Below are 24,286 nucleotides of genomic sequence, written 5' to 3'. Positions count from 1 at the left end.
TAGCACATTGACAACAGCTATACGACACAGCAACCGCGCCCACGCATTGGCACATCAGCGAGCTTGCTCGCGTCACATTAGCACATTAGCACATTGACAAAGATGCAACACGAATTTGAAACAGCTGAATGCTTGAGAGGCTTCTGCGCCAAAGGGTGCGGACGGCAGGACAAGCAGCTCAATACATACGACTATCTGGCCGACGTGCCAGGCAATGCTGAACTCTCCGATATGGTGGAGGTTCAATTCAAAAACACACGCAAGGGATACTTCCGCAACGACAATCACCTCGATTTGGCGAAGGGCGACATCGTGGCCGTGGAATCTGCGCCGGGTCACGATATCGGCGTGGTCACACTCACGGGACAGCTCGTGCTCTTGCAGATGAAGAAAGCCAACCTCAAGCCAGATGCCGAAATCAAGCGCGTGTATCGCAAAGCGCGCGAGATGGACATCGATAAATGGAACGAATCCAAGGCGCTGGAGGAGGATACCATGATCCGCTCCCGACAAATCGCGAAGGAATTAGACCTGGACATGAAAATTGGCGATGTGGAATATCAGGGCGATGGGAATAAAGCCATCTTCTATTATATCGCCGATCAGCGCGTGGACTTCCGCAAACTCATCAGGGTCTTGGCCGATGAGTTTCATGTGCGCATCGAGATGAAACAAATAGGTGCGCGCCAAGAGGCGGGACGCATCGGCGGCATCGGCCCGTGTGGCCGCGAACTCTGCTGCGCCACGTGGATGAAAAACTTCAACAGCGTGAGCACAACTGCCGTGCGCGTGCAGGACATCTCCCCAAATCCGCAGAAATTGGCGGGACAGTGCGCCAAACTGAAATGCTGCCTCAACTACGAGGTGGACACTTATATAGAGGCGAGTCAGCAACTGCCCGACCGCCGCATAGAACTGGAGACGGCCGATGGCATTTTCTATTTCTTCAAAGCCGACATCCTGGCGGGCCTCGTCACTTATTCGTCCGACAAACGCCTGGCGGCCAACCTCACGGTGATATCTGCCGAACGCGCCAAAGAGGTGATGGAAATGAACAAGCGGGGCGAGAAACCGCTACAACTCTCCGAGGAAACGGACAACGAACCGAAACGCTCCGTGGATCTCTTGGAGCAGGAGAGTCTCACTCGCTTCGACCGCAACCGCAACAAACGCCGCGGCGGCCGCAATAAGTCCACGGGCGAACGCCCCAACAACGGCAGCGAAGCGCGCCAGGCTGACAACCGCCCCGATAATGCCCCCAACAAGCGGGCGGCAGAGGGCGGCAACCGCCCGGCGGACAATGCCAACCGCCCGGCAGAGGCGGCTCAAGCCGACCGCCGTGGCGAGCAACGCCGCAACAACCGACCTCGCCCCGACCGCCGCAACAACCGGCCGCGCGGACCACAGAACCGAAACAACCAAGCTGCCGACAACAATGCTCCGCAAGCCTAAGATGCACTCTGCTGGCCTCGCGCCGCTCTTTGTCCTGCTGCTCCTCATCGTTGTGGGCTGCGGGCAGCGCCGCGTGGAAACATACTGCTTCCGCGCCACGCCTGTGGACGGATGGGAAACAACGGATTCGCTCGTCTTTCCCATCGACACGATCCACCAAGCGGGTCGCTACCGCCTCAGCATCGGCGTGCGCACATCGGCCGCCAATCCCTACCCCTTCCAGACTCTGGCTTTGAGCATCACCACCCGACTGCAAGGGAAAAAGGCTCAGCGCGACACGGCCCTTTGCAGCCTCACCGATAAGGACGGCGATGTCAACGGACAGGGCGTGAGTCTCTATCAGTACGCCTTTCCCGTCAGTGAACTTCACCTCGAAAAAGGGCAAACGGGTACTGTCACCGTGCAGCATCTCATGCGCCGCAACCTCCTGCCGGGAGTGGCCAACGTGGGAATATGCCTCGAACGTATCCCCTGACCCGTGCCGACCTCAACAGAACGTTGCGCTGAAAAAATACTTATATAAGTCTGCGCGACTTCCCCGAACACAACAAAGAATCATTCCTCATTCAAACAACAATGACAACCGCTGACTATCTGATTATTTTCAGTAAAATCCTGGGAGCACTGGCGCTGCTCATCTATGGTATGAAAGTAATGAGCGAGGCCCTTCAGAAAATGGCCGGCTCACAACTCCGACACATCCTCGGAGCCATGACAACAAACCGCCTGACGGGTATGCTCACAGGTACGTTTATCACCTGCGCCGTGCAGTCCTCCTCGGCCACCACGGTGATGACTGTGTCCTTCGTCAATGCCGGACTTCTCACGCTGGCACAGGCCATCTCCGTCATCATGGGTGCTAACATCGGCACAACGCTCACGGCGTGGATCATGTCCCTGGGCTACAACGTGGACCTCACCATGGCCGTGTTCCCGGCTTTCTTCGTGGGCATCATCCTCATCTATTCCAAGCGATTCCGCTACATTGGCGACTTCCTCTTCGGCATCGCTTTTCTCTTCTTCGCCCTTGTCTTGCTGAGCGCAGCGGGCAACGACCTCGACCTTCAGCACAACCCCGACGCCATCAACTTCTTCAGTTCCTTCGACACCAATAGTCGCTGGACCATCATCCTCTTCCTCTTCATCGGCACACTCATCACCTGCCTCGTGCAGAGCTCTGCCGCCGTCATGGCCATCACCATCCTGCTCTGCTCCACAGGCGTCCTGCCCATCTATCTGGGTATAGCCCTCGTCATGGGTGAGAACATCGGTACGACGGCCACAGCCAATCTCGCCGCACTGGGAGCTAACACGCAGGCGCGCCGTGCTGCCCTCGCCCACCTCTTTTTCAACGTCATCGGCGTCACATGGGTCATGTGCCTGTTCTATCCTTTCGTGGACATGGTTTGTTCCGTTGTGGGCTACAACCCCGCCGACACCACCATCAGTGTGGCACAGCGCGCCGCCATCCTCCCCATCGTGCTGGCGGCTTTCCACACAGCTTTCAACGTGACCAATACGGCCCTGCTCATCGGTTTCATACCACAACTCGAACGCCTCGTGTGCTTTGTTCTCCCCACCAAGGAAGACAGCGATGAGGAGGACTTCCGCCTGCGCTTCATTCAGGCTGGCATCATGAAAACGCCCGAGTTGAGCGTGTTTGAGGCACAGAAGGAAATCTCCAGCTTCGGCGAGCGCATACAGCGCATGTTTGGCATGGTGCAGGACTTGCTTCATGAGCAGAACCCCGAAAAGTCCGCCAAACTCGTGGAGCGCATCAAGAAATACGAGGTTATCAGCGACAGCATGGAAATCGAGATTGCCAAATACCTCGACCATGTGGGCAACGCCCATCTCAGTGACGACACGAAGATGAAAATCCGCAACATGTTGCGCGAAATCAGTGAGATAGAAAGCATCGGCGACAGCTGCTACAACCTGGCACGCACCATCTCCCATGGCCGCGAAAACAACGAGCGCCTCACGCCCGAACTGCGCCAGAATGTGGAGCAAATGTTCAAGCTCACCGACGCGGCTTTAACGCAAATGAACTACACCTTCCAGCACAACCGCGAGAAGGTGGACGTGAACAAATCCTTCGAGATTGAGAACAACATCAACGACCTGCGCGAGCGTCTCCGCGACCAGAACATCGACGATGTCAATGATCATAAATATTCCTACGACCTCGGAACGGCCTACCTCGACATCATCCAAGAGTGCGAAAAGCTCGGCGACTATGTCATCAACGTGGTGCAGGCCCGCATGAATCTGAGAAGGTAATAAAAGGAGAGGAGACCCACCCCAGCAAAGCTCAGACAGGTCCTGATTCTTCAGACTGCTCGGACAGGTCCGACTGGTCCGACCAGTCCGAGTTCTCCAAGAAAAGCCCTTCGACCAATCCGACCAGTCCGACCTGTCCGATCCTCCCAAAACTACAATAAGGCTATCAGCTGAGACCATAAGGCTATCAGTTCACAGAATAAGGCTGTCAATCGACAGCCTTATTCTGCTTTTGCGCAGAAGCTCTTTCAGCTCTCCCATAAAGGAATAGGCAGAGAGAGGATTTGAGAGATCAGAAAAGACCTCATTCCAAAAAAGTGACACAAATGACATTTTTTTGGAATGAATCTTTGGCCGTTAGAGATTTATACCGTAAGTTTGGATTCCAAAAAAGTGTCACTAATGACATTTTTTGGGAATGACATGATTATTCAAAGAAACAAATACTTAAATGGACTGATAGGTTGGAAACATACTGACCTGATTAAGATTATCACAGGTATCAGACGCTGTGGTAAGTCTTTCCTATTGTTTACGCTCTTTCATCAACATTTGCTGGAAAATGGTACGGATGAAGATCATATTATTGAAATAGCATTGGACGATATCAGCAATGAAGAATTGCGTAGTCCCCTCAAGATGTTAGCATACGTAAAGGAGCATATCAAGGATAAGGAACAATACTACCTAATCATAGACGAAGTTCAATTGCTTGACCGCTTTGTGGAGGTTCTCAATAGTTTTATGCACATACCAAACGTAGACGTATATGTCACGGGTAGTAATTCGCGCTTTCTCTCCAAGGATGTGGCAACTGAGTTCCGAGGCAGAGGCGTAGAAATCCATATTTACCCTTTATCCTTTGCAGAACTTTATGAAGCAGAGGGCGGCGACAAGCAGACTTTGTGGAAGCGTTATTACACCTATGGAGGTCTTCCTTATCTTGCTGCACTGAATGACGATGCCAAGAGAGGTGAATATCTTTCCTTGTTGAACCAAACGCTGTATTTGAAGGATATTGTTGAGCGAAACCACATTTCCAACATCGATGAATTTTCGGAGTTGATGAAAGTAATGGCCTCTGGGATAGGATCACCTTGTAATCCGAATAAGATAGCGAATACGTTCAACACGGTAAAGAAATCGACTCTTGACAACAAGACCATAGCCAATTACCTTTTATATATGGAAGACGCCTTTATCATAGAGAAATCCACTCGATATGATATCAAAGGACGTAAGTATATCGGAACACTATCAAAATACTACTTCCAGGACATCGGCTTACGAAACGCCCTGCTCAACTTCCGCCAAGTGGAAGAAACTCACATTATGGAGAATATCATCTACAACGAGTTGCGAAGCCGTGGCTATAATGTCGATGTTGGTATGATTGAGGTGCGTAGCGCAACAGAACGTAAGCAATTGGAAGTTGATTTTGTGGCCAACAAGGGAGATAAACGCTATTACATACAATCAGCTTTTGCGCTACCTAATGAAGAGAAGCGTGAACAAGAGTTGGCATCACTTAAACGCATCAATGATTCTTTCAAAAAGATTATTATTATGCGTGAAGACATCGCGGCATATCACGATGATAATGGAATTCTCATTATGGGACTAATGGACTTCCTATTAGGAACAGATATTGATGAGATTTAGTAAGATTCTAAAAACAACAAAAGGAATCAAAAAAATCTCCGATGAGTCGGACGAGCCGGACTAATCGGAGATGTAAGCAAGTGGTAGCCGAGCACTCCCCCTCATGGGGGAGGTGGAGGGGGCTCTCTGGAGGGCGGTAGCCTTCCTTTTCCCTTTTTCTTATTTTTTATCCACCAAATATTCTGCAATCTGGACAGCGTTGAGGGCTGCGCCTTTGCGGATTTGGTCGCCAGTGAGCCAAAGCGTCAGGCCGTTTTCGTTGGCCAAATCTTTGCGCACACGGCCCACGTAGATGTCGTCCTTACCAGCACTATCGAGCGGCATGGGATAGACGTAGTTCTGTGGGTCGTCGACGAGCGTCACACCGGGAGCAGCGGCGAGCACCTTGCGGGCTTCCGCCACTGTGATGGGGCGTTCCGTTTCGAGCCATACGCTCTCGCTGTGGCTGCGGAGCGAACTGATGCGGACACACGTGGCGCTGGTTTGCACATCGCTGTGCAGGATTTTACGCGTCTCGTTGTACATTTTCATTTCCTCCTTCGTGTAGTCGGTTTCTGTGAACACATCGATTTGCGGAATCACGTTGTAAGCCAGCTGGTGGGGAAACTTCTTGATGGTCTCCACCTTGCCCGTCTCCAAGAGTTCTTTGTACTGCTGCTGGAGTTCGGCCATCGCAGCTGCACCAGCTCCGCTCGCGCTCTGGTAGGAGGCGATGTGGATGCGGCGGATGTGGCTGAGTTGTTCGAGGGGTTTGAGCACCACTACCATCATGATGGTGGTGCAGTTGGGGTTGGCAATGATGCCTCGGGGGCGGTTGAGCGCGTCCTCAGCGTTGCATTCGGGCACTACGAGGGGCACATCCTCGTCCATGCGGAAGGCACTGGAATTGTCGATCATGATCGCACCATATTTCGTGATGGTGTCGGCAAACTCCTTCGAGGTGCCTGCTCCGGCACTGGTGAAGGCGAAGTCCACGCCCTTGAAGTCGTCGTTATGCTGCAAGAGTTTCACCTCGTATTCCTTACCGCGGAATTGATATTTCGTTCCCGCACTGCGCGTGCTGCCGAAGAGCAACAGGTCGTCAATGGGGAAATTACGTTCGGCCAAGATGCGGAGAAGCTCCTGACCCACGGCGCCGCTGGCACCAACGATGGCTACTTTCATACGTTTAGTCTTTTATTTTTAAGAGTTGAGAAAACTAAAACGATCATTTGCGGGGGATTATGCCGACAAGATGTCGTCTGTGGGCGCAAAAATAGAGATTTCGAGAGGAAAAGCAGGGAGTGTTGGAAGAAAATTAGGTATCTTTGTGCACTTTAACACCAGAAACGCCTAACAATGAGCATCTCCGTGAGCCAATACTTCCCGATTACCGACCCGACGTGGATATTTTTCATTGTCTTGAGCATCATTCTGCTCGCACCGATGGTGCTGGAACGCTTGCGCGTGCCGTCGATTGTGGGCATGATTCTGGCAGGCATCGCCATTGGTCCTCACGGTGGCGAAGTGCTCAACCGCGACGCGTCGTTTGAGCTCTTCGGCAAGGTGGGGCTTTATTATATCATGTTCCTTGCCTCTTTGGAGATGAACCTCCAAGATGTGGAGAAAATCCGCTGGAAGGCCCTCGTCTTCGGCTTGCTGACGTTTGCCATCCCGATAGTGATGGGCACGGCGGCCAACCTCTGGATACTGGGCACAGCGGCGGCCACAGCGGTTTTGATGGGTGCGATGTACGCTTCCCATACGCTCTTGCCCTACCCCATTGTGTTGCGCTACGGCGTGGCGCAGCGACTGAGCGTTAACCTGGCTGTGGGGAGTACCATCGTGGCCGACACGCTCACGCTCCTTGTGCTGGCCGTGGTGGGCGGTATCTTCAAGGAGCACACCACAGGGATGTACTGGGTGTGGCTGGTGTTGAAAATCATTCTCATTGGTGCGTTTATCATCTATGCTTTTCCGCGCGTGAGTCGGTGGTTCTTCCGCCGGGTCAACGATGGCGTGGTGCAATACATCTTCGTTCTGGGCATGGTCTTCTTAGGCGCTGGACTGATGGAGATTGTGGGCATGGAAGGCATTCTGGGAGCTTTCCTCGTGGGCTTCGTGCTCAACAAACAAATCCCGGCCACCAGTCCGCTGATGAACCATATCGAGTTTATCGGCAACGCATTGTTTATCCCCTATTTCTTGATTGGTGTGGGCATGCTCATTGATGTGAGCGCGCTCATGGACCTCCGCGCCGTGGAGGTGGCGGTGGTGATGATTGTGGTGAGTATCGGCACAAAATGGGCAGCGGCTTTCGCAGCGCAACGCCTTTACGGACTCTCCAAGCTCGACCGCCGACTGATGTTCGGCCTTACTACGGCGCGCGCGGCGGCCACACTGGCCATCGTCTTGGTGGGCTATCGCATCATGATGCCCAACGGGGAGCGACTCTTCGGTGAGGAGGTGCTCAACGGCACGATGATTCTGATTTTGGTGACGTGTATTTGCAGCTCGTTCACAACGGAGAGTGCCAGCCGAAGTTTGGCGGCCTCTTCGCCAACAGTTGGGCAGAAAACCCACACGGAAGACCGCTTGGTCATCGCTCTCTCCAATCCTGACACGGTGGATCCGCTGGTGAATCTCGCCTTGATGCTGCGCCGTCCGAAATCGGCTCTGCCCCTCTCTGCCGTCAACATTGTGTTGGAAGGCAACGAGGAGCGACAACGGCAGGGACGCAAGGACCTGGAGCGCGCGGCGCATATCGCGGCGGCGGCCAACGTGAGGATGCTGACCCACAGCCGTTGGTCGGTGAATGTGGTGTCGGGGTTGACACACGCCATGAAGGAACTGGACGCCAGCGACCTTATCATCGGTCTCCACCAGCGGGCGCGCATCTTCGAGACCTTCTTCGGACAGCTCTCCACCGACCTCGTCAGCTCCGTGGACCGCCAGATCATCGTTTACCGCTCTTTCATGCCCATCAATACGGTGAGGCGCATCCACCTCGTGGTACCGAAAAAGGCGGAATACGAGCCTTATTTCGGACTCTGGGCCGAACGCATCGCACGCCTCTCGGCACAACTCAGTTGCACGGTGGAGGTTTACAGTGGAGAGATTACGCTCAACGCCGTGGAGGAGTATTGGAAAAAGAATCGCCTCAACGTGGCGGCACAATACCATGTGTACCATTCCTGGAAGGACTATCTGCCGTTGGCGCACAACGTGAAGACGGACCACTTGGTGTGCTTCGTCTTGGCGCGACAGGGCAACATCTCGCGCCACAATTATATGGAGCAACTGGCCACGCAACTGGAGCGTTATTTCTCCTCGCGCAACCTCATGCTCATCTATCCTGCTCGCTACCGCGGCACTTATGGCAACACCAATGTGCTGGTAGCAAAATAATTGGTTCTCGAACCTATCCGACCAGTCAGACCCGTCCGACAAGTCCGACTCGTCCGACTCTCTCTCCGACTAAAACAAAATCTAAATATGAAACGTGCTTTTCGTCTTTTTCTTTATCTCCTGAGCGTTCATGTGGCGGCTCTGGTGCTGCTCAGCGTGCTGCGCTTAGTGCTATATATTGTGATGAGTGAGCAGGTAGGCCCTGAGGCCGCATCCGTTTGGCCGGCATTCCTGCGCGGCGTTTGGTTCGACAATGTGGTGGCTTGCTACGTCATGCTGCCGGCACTCGTTGCGGCCTTAGTGGCTACGGCGGTGGGCTATTTCCGTCGGCCGCTGCTGCGGGGCTTGAACGTGTGGTTCGGCGTGGCTTATAGCCTGGTGCTGATGTGCTCGGCGGCCAATATCCCCTACTTCGCCTATTTCTCCCGAACGCTCAATTCGAGCATCTGGGAATGGAAAAGCTATGTGGGACAAACGGCCGGAATGGTGCTCGGCGAGGCGTCGTGGCGCAAATATATCCTGCTCTACATCGTCCTTGTGGCGCTCTTCTCCCTCCTGCTGTGGTGGCTGGGAAGGTGCACGGCGCGGCAACTTGAACGCGTGCCGGCGCGGGGCAGATGGAAAGGCGTGGCACTGCTCTTGCCGCTCATCGGACTGTGCGTTTTTGGCATCCGTGGCCGCATGGGCTACAACCCCATCAAGGTGTCGGCGGCCTACTATTGCGACAACGCCATTCTCAACCAGTTGGGCATCAACCCAGCGTTCTGCCTACTGCGCTCTACGCTCGACGATGCGCGGCCGGAGAATCAACGCCTCCACCTCATGGACGACAACGAGGCGGTGCGCAACGTGCAGGCTTACCTCGGACGAGAGGGAATAGCGGGAGTGTCTCCGATAGCACGCCGCATCGTGCCGGAGGGAGAACCCACGCGGAAGAACGTGGTGGTGGTGCTGATGGAGTCGATGAGTGCGAAACTCATGGGGCGTTTCGGCAATCCCGACCATCTGACGCCGCACCTCGATTCGCTCTATCAGCATTCGCTCAGTTTTGCCAATTTCTACTCGGCAGGAAATCATACGAACAACGGAATTTTCTCCACGCTCTACGGCTTTCCCAGTATCTTGAAACGCAACGCGATGAAAGGCACGGTGGTGCCGCGCTACGAGGGACTGCCCACCGTTCTGCGCGATAAGGGCTACAGCACACTGTTCTTTATGACCCACGAGGCGCAGTACGACAACATGAACGCGTTCCTACGCACCAATGGTTTTGAGGACATCTACTCGCAGGAGAACTACCCGCGCGAAAAAATTGTGAACCACTTCGGCGTGGCGGACGACTATCTCTTCTCCTACGCCTTGCCCATCCTGCGCCGCAAAGCCGAGAGCGGGCGGCCTTTCTTTGCCACACTGCTCACCATCTCCAACCACCCGCCCTACATCATTCAGCCCTATTTCCACCCGCGCCACAAAGACCCGCAGCGCGCCATTGTGGAGTACGCCGACTGGGCGGTGGGTGAATTTATGAAAGCTGCCGCGCGCGAACCGTGGTTCAAGAACACCATCTTCGTATTCTTGGGCGACCACGGAAAAAAACTCGGCGCCGACGGCTATGAGGTGGAGGAGAGTTTCAACCACATTCCGCTCATCATCTACAACAGCGGCCTACCCACAGAGGAGCGCCTCGATTTTGCGGGCCAGATCGATGTTGGTCCAACCCTCCTGGGTATGCTCCGCCTGCCCTACGTGCAGCGCAACTTCGGCATCGACCTCCTGCGGGAGCGCCGCGACATGATGTTCTACTGTGCCGACGAGGTGATGTGTGCCCGCGATGCCAACCATCTCTATATCTACAATCCCTCTGCCGCGCGCGATTTCTGCTACGACACTTCGCGCCCCGGTTTCCACCCCGTCCCGATGTCCGCGCCTTATCAGCGCCTAAAAAAATACCTCTTCTCCAATTTGCAAGCAAGCGAGAAATTGAGATAGAGGAGGAAGGCTTTGAGAAGGCTTTCCATGCCTCACAAATACCCTTATTCCCTCAGCCAGCGCAATAAAGAAGTCAGCTGACAGCCTTATTGCGCTGGCTGACACTATAAGGAAATATTCGCCGTTTTTCAGCCCACGAATTTTCACAAAAGGGGCGAAGAAACACAAATTCAGAGTCCCCTCCAGCTCTCTCATAAGTAGGAGTGCTCAACCTTGGTCCTCGGACTTGTCAGACTATTCAGACTGGTCGGACTGGTCTGAAAACAAAAAAGGCTGCCAAACGCAAGTGGCAGCCGAGCACTCCCCTTCATGGGGGAGCTGGAGGGGGCTTTGAGAGGGCGGTAGCCTTTTTCTTTTGCCTTTATTTTTTTCTTTTTCCTACTTCGTCATCTCCTGACATACCTTGTCTTGGAAGCGGCGGGCTTGGCTGCCGCGGAGGGTGCCTTGATTGAAGAGGGCGAAGGCGAGGTAATGGCCGTTGGGAGCTTGGGCGTAGCCGCAGAGGGTGCTGACGCCTTCCACGGTGCCGGTTTTGGCGCGCACATTCCCATAGGCCGTGCCTCCGCGCATACGGCGGCGGAGCGTGCCGTCCTGGCCGGCGATGGGGAGCGAGGGCAGGAGGTGGTTGTAGATGTCCTGGTGCTGATAGGCATAGCGCAGGAGGCGGAGGAGGAGTTCGGGAGAGGCGTAGTTGTAGAGCGAGAGGCCGCTACCGTCGGCAAACTGATAGTGGGCGGGGTCGAGACCTATGAGGCGCACGAAGCGTTGGAGGCGTTCTGTGGCGCGGCGGCGGTCGGCATAGGCGCGGCCGGACTGTGCGCCAATCTGATAGAACATGGATTCGGCGTAGAGGTTGTTGCTCTCCTTCATCATGCGGAAGAGGATTTGATCGATGGTGTGTGTGCGGGTGACGAGGGGGGTGACGGCGGCTCCGATGCTCCCGCTGAGGGTGTTACCTTCCACCACGATGCCACTCTCAGTGAGGAGTTCGGCAAAATGCTCGGCGAAGGTGTCTTTGCCGTTGAAGAGCAGCGGCGTGAGCACGGGGTTGTCGTCGTCCCAGCACCAGCCCCAGCCGTACTTTTGGGTGTCTTTCATCGAGAGGTCGAGAATGATGTTCCCGCGCAGGGTGTCGATGCCTTGTTCGCGCACGGCCTGGACGAAGGCCAGCAGGTCGTCGCGGCCGAAGAGCGGGTCGAAACCGGCGCGCACGTAGAGATTGCCGGTGAGCACGCGGCCCGCGATGGTGCCGTCCATGAGCAGCGAGGTGGAATAGTTGTAGTCCACGCCAAGTTGGGAGAGTGCGGTGACGGCAGTGAGGAGTTTCTGACAAGAGCCGGGGCGCATGGTTTGCTGTTCGTTGTAGCGAAAGAGGGCCGAATCGGCCGTGAGGTCATAGACATAGATGCCCACCTGCGTGCGCTGCAAGAGTTCGTCGGCGAGGAGACGCTGCAAGCGTTCTTGCAGGGTGCCCGTCAGCAGGGTTTCCGCTGTCGTGTCCACCTCAAGAGAGTCGACAGCCAGCGTGTCCCGCTCCTGCGCCATGGCCAGCAGTGGGAGGAAGAATATGAGGGTTAGGAGTTTCCGCAACACAGTCCTTTCTTTTTCTATTTTGCGGCTGCAAAGATACTGCAAAGCCGCGGGAAAGCAAAGGGAGGGAGCTTTCTTGGTGGGGGTCGGACTGGGCGGACGGGTCGGACTGGGCGGAGGTCCTCTTCATATTCGCTTTCATAGAATTTCGTGCTTCGTGCATTATGCTTACCGGTATCTTCACAACCTAATGGATAGGACCATGAATGCAGACTATATATGTACCCGAAATGCTGGTCTTGGATACATATTCTTATTGTCTGACAGATTCAATACTCTCTTGAGTCTTCAAGAGCTATAAGGTGTTTTTAATAGACAATTTTATTTGTTTGTATAATAATACAAATTATTAACTTTATTTCTAATAACATATATATATATTTGCACGATTTTAATATTAATAAATACAAAAATGAAAAGTTTTTATCATCAATAAACAAGAATATGAAGAAATTATTTCTAAGCAGTCTCTGCTTCATCGTAAGTCTCACGACTGTTGCGCAGACTTGGAACTTTGGATTTGGTGGTGGTTATCTGCATAACCATTTCTCTATGAAGCGTTATAAATCGACAGGAAACAGTGGCTTCAAAGTGGAAGCTGTTGCCGACTACAAACTTTCATCTGGCTTTGTTTTTTCGTCAGGTTTGGGATTCTCACAGAAAGGAGGCACTATTGAGGGGTATAAAATAGGAGGTGCTAATGATGTGCGTAAAGTTGAAGCGTTTCCGATGAATTATCTGACAGTGCCCCTCGTTGCTGGCTATAATGTGCAATTGGGGAAGTTTTCGATTCTGCCACAAATTGGTGTCTATGCCGGAATTGGAGTTGGAGGCAAAGGACATGTTGAGGGAAACGATGGATGGGGAAAACACTACCGTGAAAGGATGAATCTGTTCAACACTCCCGAAGTGACACCTTACTGCCAGTTCAACAGGTACGATTATGGAGCAACAGTGGCTGTCAATATTGATTATTCAATGTTTAGACTAAAGGCGTACTATGAGCATAGCCTTCACGAGATGAATAGTCTATGGGGCGATCCTCGTCATCGAAGTGTTGGTGTGTCGGTGCTATATATGCTGAAATAACAGCATAAGCTTGTGTAGGAAAATGGGCAAGTCCTTGGAGCATTTTATGCTCCAAGGACTTGTTTTTTTTATGAGAGGACTGGGCGGACTGGTCAGACTGGTCGGAGATTCTAAAAGGCGGCAGCTTGCGAAAAAAAGAAAATCCCGCGCCTCTGGGGAGAGGTGCGGGATGGTCTTATTTTTTAGCGCTGGGCTTCGGCTTAGATTCCGAGCTTAGCTTTTACTTTTGCTGTTACATCTTCGCTGACAGCGGTGTTGATGAAGATGCTGTTGGCGCGAGCTGTTGCCACGTCCATGACGTAAACGTAGTTGCCCTCTTTTGCAACGGCTTGAACGGCGTCGAGGACTTTCTGCGTGATGGGCTGCATCTTCTGCTGCTGTGCTTCTTGGAATGCCTTAGCATTGTCCTGGCGAGCCTGCTCGAGTTTGTCGCTCATCTGCTGGAGTTCTTGCGCGTAGCGGTCTTTGATGTTCTGCGGCGTCTTTTCGTTGACTTCTTTGCTGTACTTGTCGTACTTAGCTTGAAGTTCCTTCTGCATATCGTCGAGGTTCTTCTGATACTGCTGACCGAGGGTTTGCAGCTCCGTCATGGCCTGCTTGTAGGCGGGCAACTGGCTGGCAGTGGCTTCAAGGTCGAAGTGAGCAAACTTCTGGGCGCTGATAGTGAGCGGTGCGAGGAAGAGCACCAGCATTAAAAGTTTTTTGATCATAGCTTTATTTTCTTTTTATTATTGATTTTGCGGGCGAATTTAGCAACTTTAATTGGAATAGCCTAATTGGCTCAACACTTCGTTAGAAATATCGATGGAAGGACTGGCAAAAATGATGCCGGCAGTGTCGCTGCTGCGGTCGAGGACGAGTTGGAAGCCGCGGCGTTGTGCGATGGCTTTGACCACGTTGTAGATTTCGTCCTGAATGGGCGCCACGAGGCTTTGGCGTTTCTTATAGAGTTCGCCTTCCGGACCGAAATATTTCTTTTTCAGTTCGCTGGCTTGCTTTTCTTTGTCGACGATGGCTTGTTCGCGCTCTTTTTTCTGCGCATCGCTGAGGAACACGGCCTCGTTTTGGTAGTTCTTATAGAGCGTTTTGCTTTCGTTGTCGATGGCTTCCACCTCGGCTTGCCATTTTTTGCTCACTTGGTTGAGCTGTTCGTTGGCGCGCTCGTATGCGGGGATATTGCCCATGATATATTCCATATCGATGAGGGCAAACTTCTGGGCGTGTGCGTTGAACGTGAAGGCTACAACCAGAAGCAGGAGTGAGATGATTCTTTTCATATTCTTTTTCTTTTTTTGTTGATACCGAATGAGGGAAAGGAGGGCGGATGGATCTGTGGGGAGTTCTGCCAAACTGGTCCGACCCTTTTCGGTAGAGACGGGTTCAGGAGTGAAATGTTACGCTGCTGTCATCAGAATTCTTGGTTGAGAATGAAGTGGAACTGACTGCCACCGATTTTCTGACCATTGGCATTGTAGCGTTGGAAACCGTATGCCCAGTCGATGCCGAGCATACCCACCATGGGGAGCATCAGGCGCACACCGATACCGGCACTGCGCTTCATGTTGAAGGGGTTGAACTTGCGGGCATCGGTCCATGCGTTACCGCCTTCAACGAAACCGAGGACAAAGACATTGGTCTGTCCTTCGAGGAGGAGCGGATAGCGTAGTTCGAGGGCCATGCGGCTATAGGCGTAGGCGTTGTTGCCGTCGTCGCCGGCGATAGAACCGTTCTCGTAGCCGCGAAGGCCGATGGTCTCGGTGGCGTAGCCGTAGGAATAGCCGGACATTCCGTCACCGCCCACATAGTAGGCCTCGAAGGGCGATTTCTTATAGCGGTTGTATGCTCCGAGCAAACCGAATTCCACGCGTGTCATGAGGACGGGGGCTTTGATAGCTCCGGTGAGCGCGGTGAAGGTGCGGAGCTTGAATTTCCATTTGTTGTATTCCACCCAGCGGAATTTCTCTTGCATCTCTTTCTGATACGTTGAACTCTTGTAGTTGGTGGCCAGGTTCTTATAGTCCTTGCCGTCCCAGAGCGAGTAAGGCGGCGTGAAGGCCACGCTCAATTCGAGTTCCGAACCGCGACGTGGGTAGAAGGTATTGTCCGTTGAGTTGCGGTTAAGGGAGAGGTTGATGTTGAAGTTGTTACAGTTACCATCGTGGATGATGAAGTACTGCCACGACTTGAGCATATAGCGCGTGTAGTTGAGCTGTGCCGTAAAGGTGAAATAGTCGTCGGGCCAGCGCAAACGCTTACCGAAACCAAGGGAGAGGCCGAGGAGCTTCACATACTTGTCGGGGTCGTAATAATTCGTGTAGTTGTAGTAGTTGGAATTATTGCCGTAACCCGAGAGGTAGTTGTAGTAATAGTTGTTGTAATAGCTATTGTTGTAGTAGCTGGAGTTCATGTCGCTCTGCTTGGAGTAGGACAGCGTCACGGAGAGCTGGTTGGGACGTTTGCCGCCAAACCATGGGTCGAGGAAGGAGAGCGAATAGGCCTGATAGTAGGTACCGTTGGTCTGCACGTTGAAGGCCAGCGTCTGTCCGTCGCCTTGCGGGATGAAACCGATGTGGCGATTGCCTTTGGAGAAGAGGTTGCCAATGGAGAAGTTGGTAAACTTGATGCCGGCTTGTCCTACGATACCTGTGGGGCCCCAACCGATGGAGAGCTGCACTTGGTCGCCACCTTTCGACGCGAGCGGATACGTGATGTCCACGGTGCCGTTGTAGGGGTCGGGCTTGATACCTTTGTTCATACCGCTTTGCAGGGCTTCGGCGTCGAACTGGTTCATCTGTGCCAGCGCCATGACGCTGCGTTTGATGGCCTCCATGCTGAAGAGGTCGCCGGGTTTGGTGTAGAGTTCGCGGCGCACCACGTTTTCGTAGACGCGGTCGTTGCCCGTGATGTTCACGCGGTTGAAGCGCGCTTGGCGGCCTTCTTGGATACGCATTTCCAGGTCGATGCTGTCGCCCACCACATTGACTTCAGCGGGGTCGAGGTTGTAGAAAACGTAGCCGTTGTTGTAGTAGAGATTGCCCACAGCGTCTTCGTCCTCGGAGAGGCGCTTATGGAGCAGAGTTTGGTTGTAGACATCGCCTTTCTTCATCTGCAGGATGCGCTCGAGCACGTCGGTGCTGTAGACCGTATTGCCCACCCAGCTGATGTTGCGAATGTAATATTTCTGTCCCTTGCTCAGGTCGAGGTACACATCCACATGGCCGTCGTCCACCTTTGCCACACTGTCGCTCTTGAGCACGGCGTCGCGGTAGCCCCAGGCGTTGAGGCGCTTCAACACGTTGTCTTTGTCCTCGTCATACTTCTCGGGAAGGAATTTCTTCGATTTGAGGAAGTTCAGCAGTGTGCGCTCATGGGTTTTCTTCATGGCGCGCTTGAGTTTGGAGGCCTCCTTGGGCGTCACGCCGGAGATATAGATGCGGTTGACGTGCACTTTGCTGCGCTTGTCGATGTCGATATTCACCAGCACGCGGTTGTCGGCTGTGGCATCCTCTTTCTGTTGGATGTCGACTTCGGCGTCCTTGAATCCCTTCTCGTCGAAATAGCGCTTGATGATGATCTTGGCGCGGTTCACCATATCGGGCGTAATCTGACTACCGTTTTGCAGTCCGAGGCGCTTCTCGAGGTCTTCGCGTTCCGACTTCTTCACGCCGCTATAGCTGATGGAGCTGATGCGCGGTTGGGCGGTGAGATGAACGTGGAGGTAGATGCGGTTGTCCACGATGCTATCGGCCGTGATCTTGACGTTGGAGAAGAGCTTCTGCTGCCAGTAGCGGCGCACGGCGTCGGTGATGTCGGTGCCGGGAACGGCGTAGATCTTGCCCACTTCGAGGCCGGAGATGCTCTCCAAAAGGTCGTGGTCGTAGCCAGGGATTTCGTCCACGGTGAGACCGCCGAGGATGTATTTCGAGGGCGTGACACTATAAACGATGTCGGGCTGACGCTGCACATTGCTCACCTGTGCCTGAGCGGCGGAGATGCCAGCGAGGGGCAGGGCGGCAAAGAGCCATAGTTTTGCGAGTGATATATTCATTTTCTTCAAGATAGCGTTGGGGTGTGGGGGTTATTCCTGCGTGAGCTGTTCAGAGGTCTTACCGAAGCGGCGTTCGCGACCTTGGTAGTCGACGATGGCGCGGTAGAATTCTTCGCTGCGGAAGTCGGGCCAGAACGTGTCGCAGAAGTAGAGTTCCGTGTAGGCCGACTGCCAGAGCAGGTAGTTGCTGAGTCGCTGCTCGCCACCGGTACGGATGAGCAGGTCGGGGTCGGGCATGAAGGAGGTGGAGAGCTCTTGGCTGATAACGTCTTCGGTGATGTCCTCGAGGCGCAGGTCGCCACCTTTCACGCGGCGGGCGATGCGGCGCATCGTTTCCGTTTGCTCCCAGCGGGAGGAATAGCTGAGGGCGAGCACCATGGTCATGCCTGAGTTGTTGGCGGTGCGCTGCTCGAGTCCCACGAGTGCGCGGAGCACTTCCTGGGGCAGGCGTGTGATTTCACCGATCACGCGCAGGCGGACGTTGTTCTTCATGAAGAGTTCGTCCTCAAGGCTCGTCAGCAGGAGTCCCATGAGCGCGGCCACTTCGTCGGAGGGGCGGTTCCAGTTTTCGGTGGAAAAGGTGTAGAGCGTCAGGAAGCGCACACCGAGGTTGGAGGCGGTCGTTGTGATTTCGCGCACGGCTTCCACGCCTTCTTGGTGGCCCATGCTGCGGTGCTGTCCGCGTGCCTTTGCCCAGCGTCCGTTGCCGTCCATGATGATGGCCACGTGGGCGGGGATGCGTTCCGTATTGATTTGCTCTTTCAGTGTCATAGTGATGATGGGGTTGTGCGACCGCGCGCTCAGTCCTTGTTGCAGGTGGGACATTTGGGCGAGAGGTCGTAGGTGAGGGTGAAGAGGGTTAGGTTGTAGTGGTCTTTGTTGCGAAATTCGCCCGACTTGATGCCGCGCGGATTGGCCAGACCTTCCAACTTATCGTTGGGGGTGAAATGAAACGTCCAGTCGAGCCCGAGATTCACGCGGGGGGCTATTTTCCATTTCACGCCAACCCCGATGGGGATATTCACCGTGGCCACTTTGCCGGCGTCGGAATAGGTCAGTCCTAATCCGCCTTGCAGGTAGGGCACGATGCGCTTGAAGCCCTGATAGCTCTTCACCCAGCCGTAGGGCAGGAAATGGAGTTCGAAGAGGGCGTTGAGATCGTAGAGGTTTCCCTTGGCCTCGTAGTGGAGGCGTGCCGTGCCCGCGCTGGCGGGATTGGCGGGGTAGAAATCCAGGATTTTATCGGTAGTGCCGCTCACCTTCATGTAGCCGCCACTCACTTTCACGGCCATACGCGGATTCAGCGGGAAGCGGGCCAGCAGTGCAGCGGCCGGCGTGGGCGTACCGTAGAGTTTGGAATTGACGTCGTTCAAACCGAAACCGAAGCCGCCGCCTACGCCTAATTCGAGGCGATAGAAAGCGTCGTCGTCATCGCCCGAAGCGGCATGGAGCGCGGAAACTGCTCCGAGGAGGAACAGCAGCAGCGCCAAGCGGCAAACGAGGGCCTGTGGGCCTTGCGCGTGGGGGCGAGGGTGAGCGGTGGCGACTGTCATCGTATGGGGGACGAACGTTGTTAATTATATATATGCCTATGAGCCGCGGCGACTTATTTGAAGAGCGTGTCTTCGTTTTTCCAGCCGAGGCGGTTGATGCGTCCGCGCCACACTTCGCCGCTGCCAGCACATATTATATATATGTAGTTCTGGGCGTCCACCGTGGCGGTTGCGCTCGTGGCCCCACTGATGGTGGGCACTTTGAGTTCTTTCTGCAACCAGGTGTAACCGTTGTCGCGACTCAGATAGAGGCCACCAAAACTGCCGTCGCTCTTCTCGCCTGTGAGCAGCAGTGCGTCATCATAGCGGGCGAGGGTGTAGTTCTGAAGTGTGGGGAGATGGCCGCGGCGGTGGGCATCGAGTGGGAAGTTGACCCACCCGAAGGTGTCCGTTCCCGAGAGGTCGAGGTCGCGCTGCCACAACACGGGCTCATTGCCACGCAGTCCCAGCACAACGGCTTTCTCGTAGTTCTTACTCACGGTGGAGGCAAAGACGAGGCCGGCGTTCTCGTCCAGAGGCAGCGGAGCCGAGGAGTCGAGGGCATCGGCTGTCCAGGTGTGCCCGCCATCGGTACTGCTCACTAAGCTTGCGCCCGAGAGGGCCAAGAGGTGTTTCGTGCCACTGCCCACCAACTGTGTGAAGGAGTTGGGCCCACTGGTGGGGTTCACAGGATTCCAGTTGATGCCGTCCTCGCTCGTCATGAGCTGGTTGCTGGCCAAGGCGAAGAAACTGTTGCCGTGGCGCACCACGGAATGGGCATCGAGCGTGGCGGGTGTGATGGCGTGGCGGGTCCACTGCTGCGGACTGGCGGTATTGGCGGTGAGCACAACGGGCATGGTGCCTTCAAGACCGAAGGCATAGAGCGTGGACCCTACGGTGAGGGCGTGGAGCTGACGCACGGAGCTGAAAGCGGAGAGTCCGCTGGCCGTGCGCTGCCATATCATGGAGTCGCCCCATTCTTTGTGAACGCGGATGTCCACCTGGTATTTTCGGTTGGAAACGCCATCGGTGGCATACACCGTGATGATACGCGGCGTAGAGAAATCGATGGAGTCTTTCTGATTCAGGAGGGTATCCTTCCCCGTCACCTTCGATTGTATCGCCACCGTTCCCGTGGCCGTAAGTCCAGAGAACACGATTTTCTTAGCATCAGTGCCCACGGGCAGCGAATCCACGTTGAAGATACGCTGGTTCACCTGGTCGATGGTCAAAGGATAGAGCGAACCGGTCACCTTGATGGTATAAATCGAGTCGCGCCCACTGCGGGAGAGCGTATGGAGATGACGATTGAGTGTGCCGAGCGTCATCGCCTTCACCAGGCAAGCCCCCGACGTCAGGTCCTCCACTTCGCTTTTCGTATTACAGCCGACATTGGCCATCAACATGAGTAGTGCGCTAAGCATCAGCGCCATGCGGGATTTCTTCATAATTTTCTTAAGTAGTCCTCAAGCCTTCGCTCTCATGCGCCTCTCGCGCGCGTCTGCCAAAGGAGTATTTTATACAACGTGCAAAAATAGCCTTAAATTTCGCAACTACGAAATTTTTAATCTTTTTTGAGGTGAGGTAGGTGGAAAGGGAACACGAATTGAGCGAATTTAGCGAATTTTACGAATTTGGCGGAAGGTGGGAAGGGAATGCGAATTTTACGAATTAGGCGAATTTTACGAATTTTTTTTAAGCTTGGTTGGGGTCTGCGAATTTTGGGCGAATTTAGCGAATGGTGGGAAGGGAATGCGAATTGGGCGAATTAGGCGAATTTTACGAATTTATTTAAGCTTGGTTGGGGTCTGCGAATTTTGGGCGAATGGGAACGAATAATAAAAAAGAAAATTCGCTCAATTCGTAAAATTCGCCTAATTCGCATTCCCTGCCCACCCCGCAATAAAAACACGGTATTTTTCTTTGACAAAACAATCACTTTTTCGCGTCCCCTTATTCCCCTGCCCGACACAATAAGGCTATCCACTGACACAATAAGGAAGCCAGCCGGTACAATAAGGAGACGGGCGAGAAAAGCCCTATCCATCGGACACAGAAAAGCTATACACCACAAGAAAACACCCACAATAAGCAACTCTCTGAAGATGCGTCCCATAATAATAAATCGTGACAGATAGTGACACACGCACAAAAAAGTTTTTAACACTTAGAATATCGTTTACAACCCACAGAAAAAGCAAGAAAATAATTGCTTAAAAATTTGCATTTTCGAGAGCCTTACCCTACCTTTGCCGAAGCAAAACAAACCTCCCACAGAGGCTCTATCACTAACCCCAAAATCCACCCCTTCGGACGCGTGACGCGCCCTCACAACCATCTCTAAAACCATCCAAGAATCATGACCTCCGAAGTTATCATCACCCGACCCGTTTGGGAAGAATATCGCCGCATCAAACCGCGATTGCGCCATTTGGCTTTCTGTGCTCTTATCGATTACCTCATGACTGGCGAACGCGCAGAACTATCGCAAAACATCAGTGGACCATTCAACAGATTGCTGGTAGCTTACGGCAATGGATTGGGCAAAAGAAACCATTTCTCAACTCACACATCGCTCACACATCACTCACACATCGCTCACTCATCGCAAGAAGAAGAAAAACAGAAGAAAGCATCTTCCCCCTGCACCCCTATCTTGAAAGAAGAAGAAAAAGAAGAAGAAAGGCTAATTCTTCCTACGTCAGAATTAGCTGCGCGAGACACGGCCGAAACAGCCATCGAAGTTGTCGAAGAACCAGTCAGACCAGTCGGACAAATCAGACCAGTCGGACCAGTCCGAGACCCAAACAAGAGGCAGCCGAGCACTCCCCCTCATGGGGGAGGTGGAGGGGGCTCCTCTCCCCTCTCTGGCAGAGGCTTCTCCCCTCCCACCCTCGACGAAGTTTGCCGCCACGTGGCAGCGAAGGGCTACAGCTTCGACCCCGTCGCCTTTTTCAGCCACTACGAATCGAACGGCTGGCTCGTGGGACGCACAAAAATGAAAAATTGGCATTCGGCCTGTATCACCTGGGAACGCAATCAAAAAACTTATGGAAACTACCGACAATCTACCTCTGCAACGCGCCGCGACGCCGACCTCCAAGCTGGCCGCGAAACTGCCCTCGACGCCATCCGCCAAATTGCCAACAGTCCTTACTGAACTCCAACGGCGCTACCCCTCCCTCGCGACATTCAGCCAGGCCATGAACCCCGATGTGCAACGCTTCTACGGTCGACTTCCGCTCTCGGATTGCATCCAACGCAGTGCGCCCACGCTCCGCCAGCTCGACCAACTCTACGGACCCAACTCGGGCCGCGTGTGGATAGTGCCCCAGCTCACGCGCATCGCCGAATTCTGCGGACAAACAGCGCGGTGGAGCACGCTCCAGATGCAAGAGCTTACGGCCATCATCCTCCAGCAATTCGGTCAACTCACCGTATGCGAGCTCAGTTGGTTTTTCCAACACTTCAAGGGTGGCCGCTACGAACGTTTCTATGGCACGCCCGACCCCATGGTGCTCACGCGCAGCCTCCGCTCGTTCCTCTCCGAGCGCAACATGACCTGGCAGCGCATCGAACAAGACCGCGCCAACGAAGCGCGCCGCCACCCCGAAGGCCTCGTGGGTATCGCTGCCCTCAAGAGCTACCTCGCCCGCTGCCGAGAAGCCGGGAAAGATTCAATTTTAGAGCCCCCTCCACCTCCCCCATAAAGGGGGAGTGCTCGGCTACCACTTGTTTTTTTTAAGAATTATCAGAGTCTAATAGTCATCCTGCTCTGAGCACTCCCCCTCATGGGGGAGGTGGAGGGGGCTTTCTGGAGGGGACTGCCCCATCCCAATTAAAATCACCAAAAACCATGCAAGACAATCTCTCAAAACTCTCCGCCATCGGCATGCTGATGGCAGGTGTCGGCCTCACCATCGCGGGCTTCATCGTCCCGCCATTGGGTGAAATCTCCGACAGCGTACTGTGGTTCACAGCCCAGACGCTCATCTACGCCGGTAGTATCTTCGGCGTGAAGGTCTACATCGACCACCAACTCAAAACTCGTCACTAACCTCTAAAAACCAACAACCATGAGAACTATCAACAACATCTTCGTGCATTGCACCGCTACGCAACCTTCCGCCACCATCGAGGCGCTCCGCAACGGCTTCCGCGCCCGCGGTTGGCACGCCCCCGGCTACCACTACGTGATCGAGGCCGACGGCACTCTGCGCCGCCTCTGGGCGGAAGAGTATGTGGCCAACGGTGTGCAGGGCTACAACCAACACGCCATCCATGTGGCCTACATCGGCGGCATCGACCCCGAGGGGCGCCCGAAGGACACGCGCACCTGCGCCCAGCGCACCACGCTCGAAGCTCTCCTCCGCCTCCTCCACTGGCACTACCCCACCGCTCGCATCCGTGGCCACCGCGAGGTGAACCCCAACAAAGCTTGCCCCAGCTATGATGTCCAGAGCGAAATCAAGAATTGGAAGGAATAGGCCAAGCAGGATGTTCTCGGACCAGTCCGACCAGTCCGACCAGTCTGAGAACCCACCCCCCCTCAAGAGGACCTCCGACCCGTCCGACCAGTCCGACCAGTCTGAGTCCACCAATCCCTGAAATTTTCTTTCCTTTTCTCTTGCACAATTCAGTCTAATTTCCTATCTTTGTAATGTCTTAAGAAAGAAGCTTCAATGAGACACTAACCAAATCATTATCACTAACCTGCACCACAAAACCCACGTTGAGTGGATGGTGCCTAAAATCATCAAAACCATGTTAAAGTACAAAGTAATCCAGAGAAAGAATCCTATTGACAAAAGTGTGAAGTACTACGCCCAAGAAGTTGAGCAAACTCAGATGAGTTTCGCCACCCTCTGCGACAAGATTTCGCACTCCAGTACAGCCACTGCTGCCGATGCTTCAGCCGTCATCAAAGAGGCTTGCGTCCACGCCCTCGAAGCCTTGCTCGACGGTAAGAGTGTGAGTCTCGGCGATTTGGGTAGTCTCCACACCACCATCAAATCGAAGGGTGCTGCCACTGCCAAGGATTTTGAGCCCAAGCTCCTGCGCAACATCATGATTCGCTGGGTGCGCCCCACGCGCTTCCGCGCTGCCTTCGACCTCGAAAAAGGCAAGGTGAGGGTGCAGAAGGTGTAAATCAGAAACCAGCCCCCTCCATCTCCCCCATGAGGGGGAGTGCTCAGAGCAGGATGACCGTTGAAAATCAGACAGATCATCGAACACGCAAGTGGCAGCCGAGCAC

General features: G+C 54.1%; 21 protein-coding genes and 1 pseudogene. 11 read left to right on the top strand and 11 right to left on the bottom strand.

Annotated features, from left to right (window positions below; translation table 11 throughout):
• Positions 1–102: 102 nt before the first annotated feature.
• From ricT to ABLA33_RS07615, 4 genes are all read left to right on the top strand, one after another.
• Entirely contained in the window at positions 103–1,452 is a 1,350-nt protein-coding gene (ricT, locus tag ABLA33_RS07630) for a regulatory iron-sulfur-containing complex subunit RicT (protein WP_347719856.1), read from the top strand.
• Positions 1,436–1,927, top strand: a complete 492-nt coding sequence (locus tag ABLA33_RS07625; RefSeq protein ID WP_347719855.1) for a gliding motility lipoprotein GldH — start codon at positions 1,436–1,438, stop codon at positions 1,925–1,927. The genes ricT and ABLA33_RS07625 overlap by 17 nt, the downstream gene beginning before the upstream one ends.
• 101 nt (positions 1,928–2,028) lie before the next feature.
• Positions 2,029–3,735 carry a Na/Pi cotransporter family protein gene (locus ABLA33_RS07620; RefSeq protein WP_347719854.1) on the top strand — a complete coding sequence of 569 codons (1,707 nt, stop codon included), beginning with the start codon at positions 2,029–2,031 and terminating at the stop codon, positions 3,733–3,735.
• Positions 3,736–4,158: 423 nt separating this feature from the next.
• Positions 4,159–5,397, top strand: coding sequence for an ATP-binding protein (locus tag ABLA33_RS07615; RefSeq protein WP_347719853.1), 1,239 nt, complete (start codon positions 4,159–4,161; stop codon positions 5,395–5,397).
• Between the two features lie 159 nt (positions 5,398–5,556).
• On the opposite strand, the gene ABLA33_RS07610 is transcribed toward ABLA33_RS07615, so the two are convergent.
• Positions 5,557–6,561: an aspartate-semialdehyde dehydrogenase gene (locus ABLA33_RS07610; protein ID WP_347719852.1), complete on the bottom strand. Its 1,005-nt coding sequence runs from the start codon at positions 6,559–6,561 to the stop codon at positions 5,557–5,559.
• 174 nt (positions 6,562–6,735) lie between these two features.
• On the opposite strand from ABLA33_RS07610, the gene ABLA33_RS07605 reads away from it, so the two are divergent.
• Positions 6,736–8,784 carry a cation:proton antiporter gene (locus ABLA33_RS07605; RefSeq protein ID WP_347719851.1) on the top strand — a complete coding sequence of 683 codons (2,049 nt, stop codon included), beginning with the start codon at positions 6,736–6,738 and terminating at the stop codon, positions 8,782–8,784.
• Between the two features lie 87 nt (positions 8,785–8,871).
• The gene (locus ABLA33_RS07600) at positions 8,872–10,773 is read left to right on the top strand and encodes an LTA synthase family protein (protein WP_347719859.1); all 1,902 of its coding nucleotides are present in this window, start codon (positions 8,872–8,874) and stop codon (positions 10,771–10,773) included.
• 378 nt (positions 10,774–11,151) lie between these two features.
• On the opposite strand, the gene dacB is transcribed toward ABLA33_RS07600, so the two are convergent.
• Positions 11,152–11,871: a D-alanyl-D-alanine carboxypeptidase/D-alanyl-D-alanine-endopeptidase gene (dacB, locus tag ABLA33_RS07595; protein WP_347719858.1), complete on the bottom strand. Its 720-nt coding sequence runs from the start codon at positions 11,869–11,871 to the stop codon at positions 11,152–11,154.
• 12 nt (positions 11,872–11,883) lie between these two features.
• Positions 11,884–12,318 (bottom strand): annotated as a pseudogene (locus tag ABLA33_RS07590) (D-alanyl-D-alanine carboxypeptidase); the annotation flags it as partial.
• Between the two features lie 489 nt (positions 12,319–12,807).
• Here ABLA33_RS07590 and ABLA33_RS07585 point away from each other — a divergent pair.
• Positions 12,808–13,452, top strand: coding sequence for an outer membrane beta-barrel protein (locus tag ABLA33_RS07585; RefSeq protein WP_347719850.1), 645 nt, complete (start codon positions 12,808–12,810; stop codon positions 13,450–13,452).
• Positions 13,453–13,652: 200 nt separating this feature from the next.
• Here ABLA33_RS07585 and ABLA33_RS07580 read toward each other — a convergent pair whose 3' ends face one another.
• From ABLA33_RS07580 to ABLA33_RS07555, 6 genes are all read right to left on the bottom strand, one after another.
• The gene (locus ABLA33_RS07580; protein WP_311489699.1) at positions 13,653–14,162 is read right to left on the bottom strand and encodes an OmpH family outer membrane protein; all 510 of its coding nucleotides are present in this window, start codon (positions 14,160–14,162) and stop codon (positions 13,653–13,655) included.
• A gap of 48 nt (positions 14,163–14,210) precedes the next feature.
• On the bottom strand, positions 14,211–14,729 hold the full coding sequence (locus ABLA33_RS07575) for an OmpH family outer membrane protein (protein ID WP_347719849.1): 519 nt from the start codon (positions 14,727–14,729) through the stop codon (positions 14,211–14,213).
• Between the two features lie 131 nt (positions 14,730–14,860).
• Positions 14,861–17,500, bottom strand: coding sequence for a POTRA domain-containing protein (locus tag ABLA33_RS07570; RefSeq protein WP_347719848.1), 2,640 nt, complete (start codon positions 17,498–17,500; stop codon positions 14,861–14,863).
• A 30-nt stretch (positions 17,501–17,530) separates the two neighbouring features.
• Positions 17,531–18,271, bottom strand: coding sequence for an isoprenyl transferase (locus tag ABLA33_RS07565; protein WP_315092180.1), 741 nt, complete (start codon positions 18,269–18,271; stop codon positions 17,531–17,533).
• A gap of 29 nt (positions 18,272–18,300) precedes the next feature.
• Positions 18,301–19,053, bottom strand: a complete 753-nt coding sequence (locus ABLA33_RS07560) for a DUF6089 family protein (protein ID WP_347719847.1) — start codon at positions 19,051–19,053, stop codon at positions 18,301–18,303.
• Between the two features lie 53 nt (positions 19,054–19,106).
• Entirely contained in the window at positions 19,107–20,480 is a 1,374-nt protein-coding gene (locus ABLA33_RS07555; protein WP_347719846.1) for a DUF6242 domain-containing protein, read from the bottom strand.
• 911 nt (positions 20,481–21,391) lie between these two features.
• On the opposite strand from ABLA33_RS07555, the gene ABLA33_RS07550 reads away from it, so the two are divergent.
• On the top strand, positions 21,392–22,192 hold the full coding sequence (locus ABLA33_RS07550; protein WP_347719845.1) for a hypothetical protein: 801 nt from the start codon (positions 21,392–21,394) through the stop codon (positions 22,190–22,192).
• Between the two features lie 157 nt (positions 22,193–22,349).
• The gene (locus ABLA33_RS07545) at positions 22,350–22,742 is read left to right on the top strand and encodes a DUF6633 family protein (protein ID WP_347719844.1); all 393 of its coding nucleotides are present in this window, start codon (positions 22,350–22,352) and stop codon (positions 22,740–22,742) included.
• A gap of 161 nt (positions 22,743–22,903) precedes the next feature.
• On the opposite strand, the gene ABLA33_RS07540 is transcribed toward ABLA33_RS07545, so the two are convergent.
• Both ABLA33_RS07540 and ABLA33_RS07535 read right to left on the bottom strand, forming a co-directional pair.
• Positions 22,904–23,086 carry a hypothetical protein gene (locus ABLA33_RS07540; protein ID WP_347719843.1) on the bottom strand — a complete coding sequence of 61 codons (183 nt, stop codon included), beginning with the start codon at positions 23,084–23,086 and terminating at the stop codon, positions 22,904–22,906.
• Positions 23,073–23,222, bottom strand: coding sequence for a hypothetical protein (locus tag ABLA33_RS07535; protein WP_347719860.1), 150 nt, complete (start codon positions 23,220–23,222; stop codon positions 23,073–23,075). Before ABLA33_RS07535 ends, ABLA33_RS07540 begins: the two co-directional genes overlap by 14 nt.
• Here ABLA33_RS07535 and ABLA33_RS07530 point away from each other — a divergent pair.
• Both ABLA33_RS07530 and ABLA33_RS07525 read left to right on the top strand, forming a co-directional pair.
• A complete protein-coding gene (locus ABLA33_RS07530; RefSeq protein ID WP_347719857.1) occupies positions 23,166–23,519 on the top strand; it encodes an N-acetylmuramoyl-L-alanine amidase in 354 nt (117 codons plus the stop codon). The two genes, ABLA33_RS07535 and ABLA33_RS07530, sit on opposite strands and share 57 nt — an antisense overlap.
• A 277-nt stretch (positions 23,520–23,796) precedes the next feature.
• Positions 23,797–24,180, top strand: a complete 384-nt coding sequence (locus ABLA33_RS07525; protein WP_311489690.1) for a hypothetical protein — start codon at positions 23,797–23,799, stop codon at positions 24,178–24,180.
• Positions 24,181–24,286 lie beyond the last annotated feature (106 nt).

It is taken from the genome of uncultured Alloprevotella sp., assembly GCF_963536905.1.
GTDB lineage: Bacteria > Bacteroidota > Bacteroidia > Bacteroidales > Bacteroidaceae > Alloprevotella.
The sequence above is the reverse complement of the archived record's forward strand: the minus strand, read 5'-3'. Positions and strand labels throughout refer to the sequence as shown.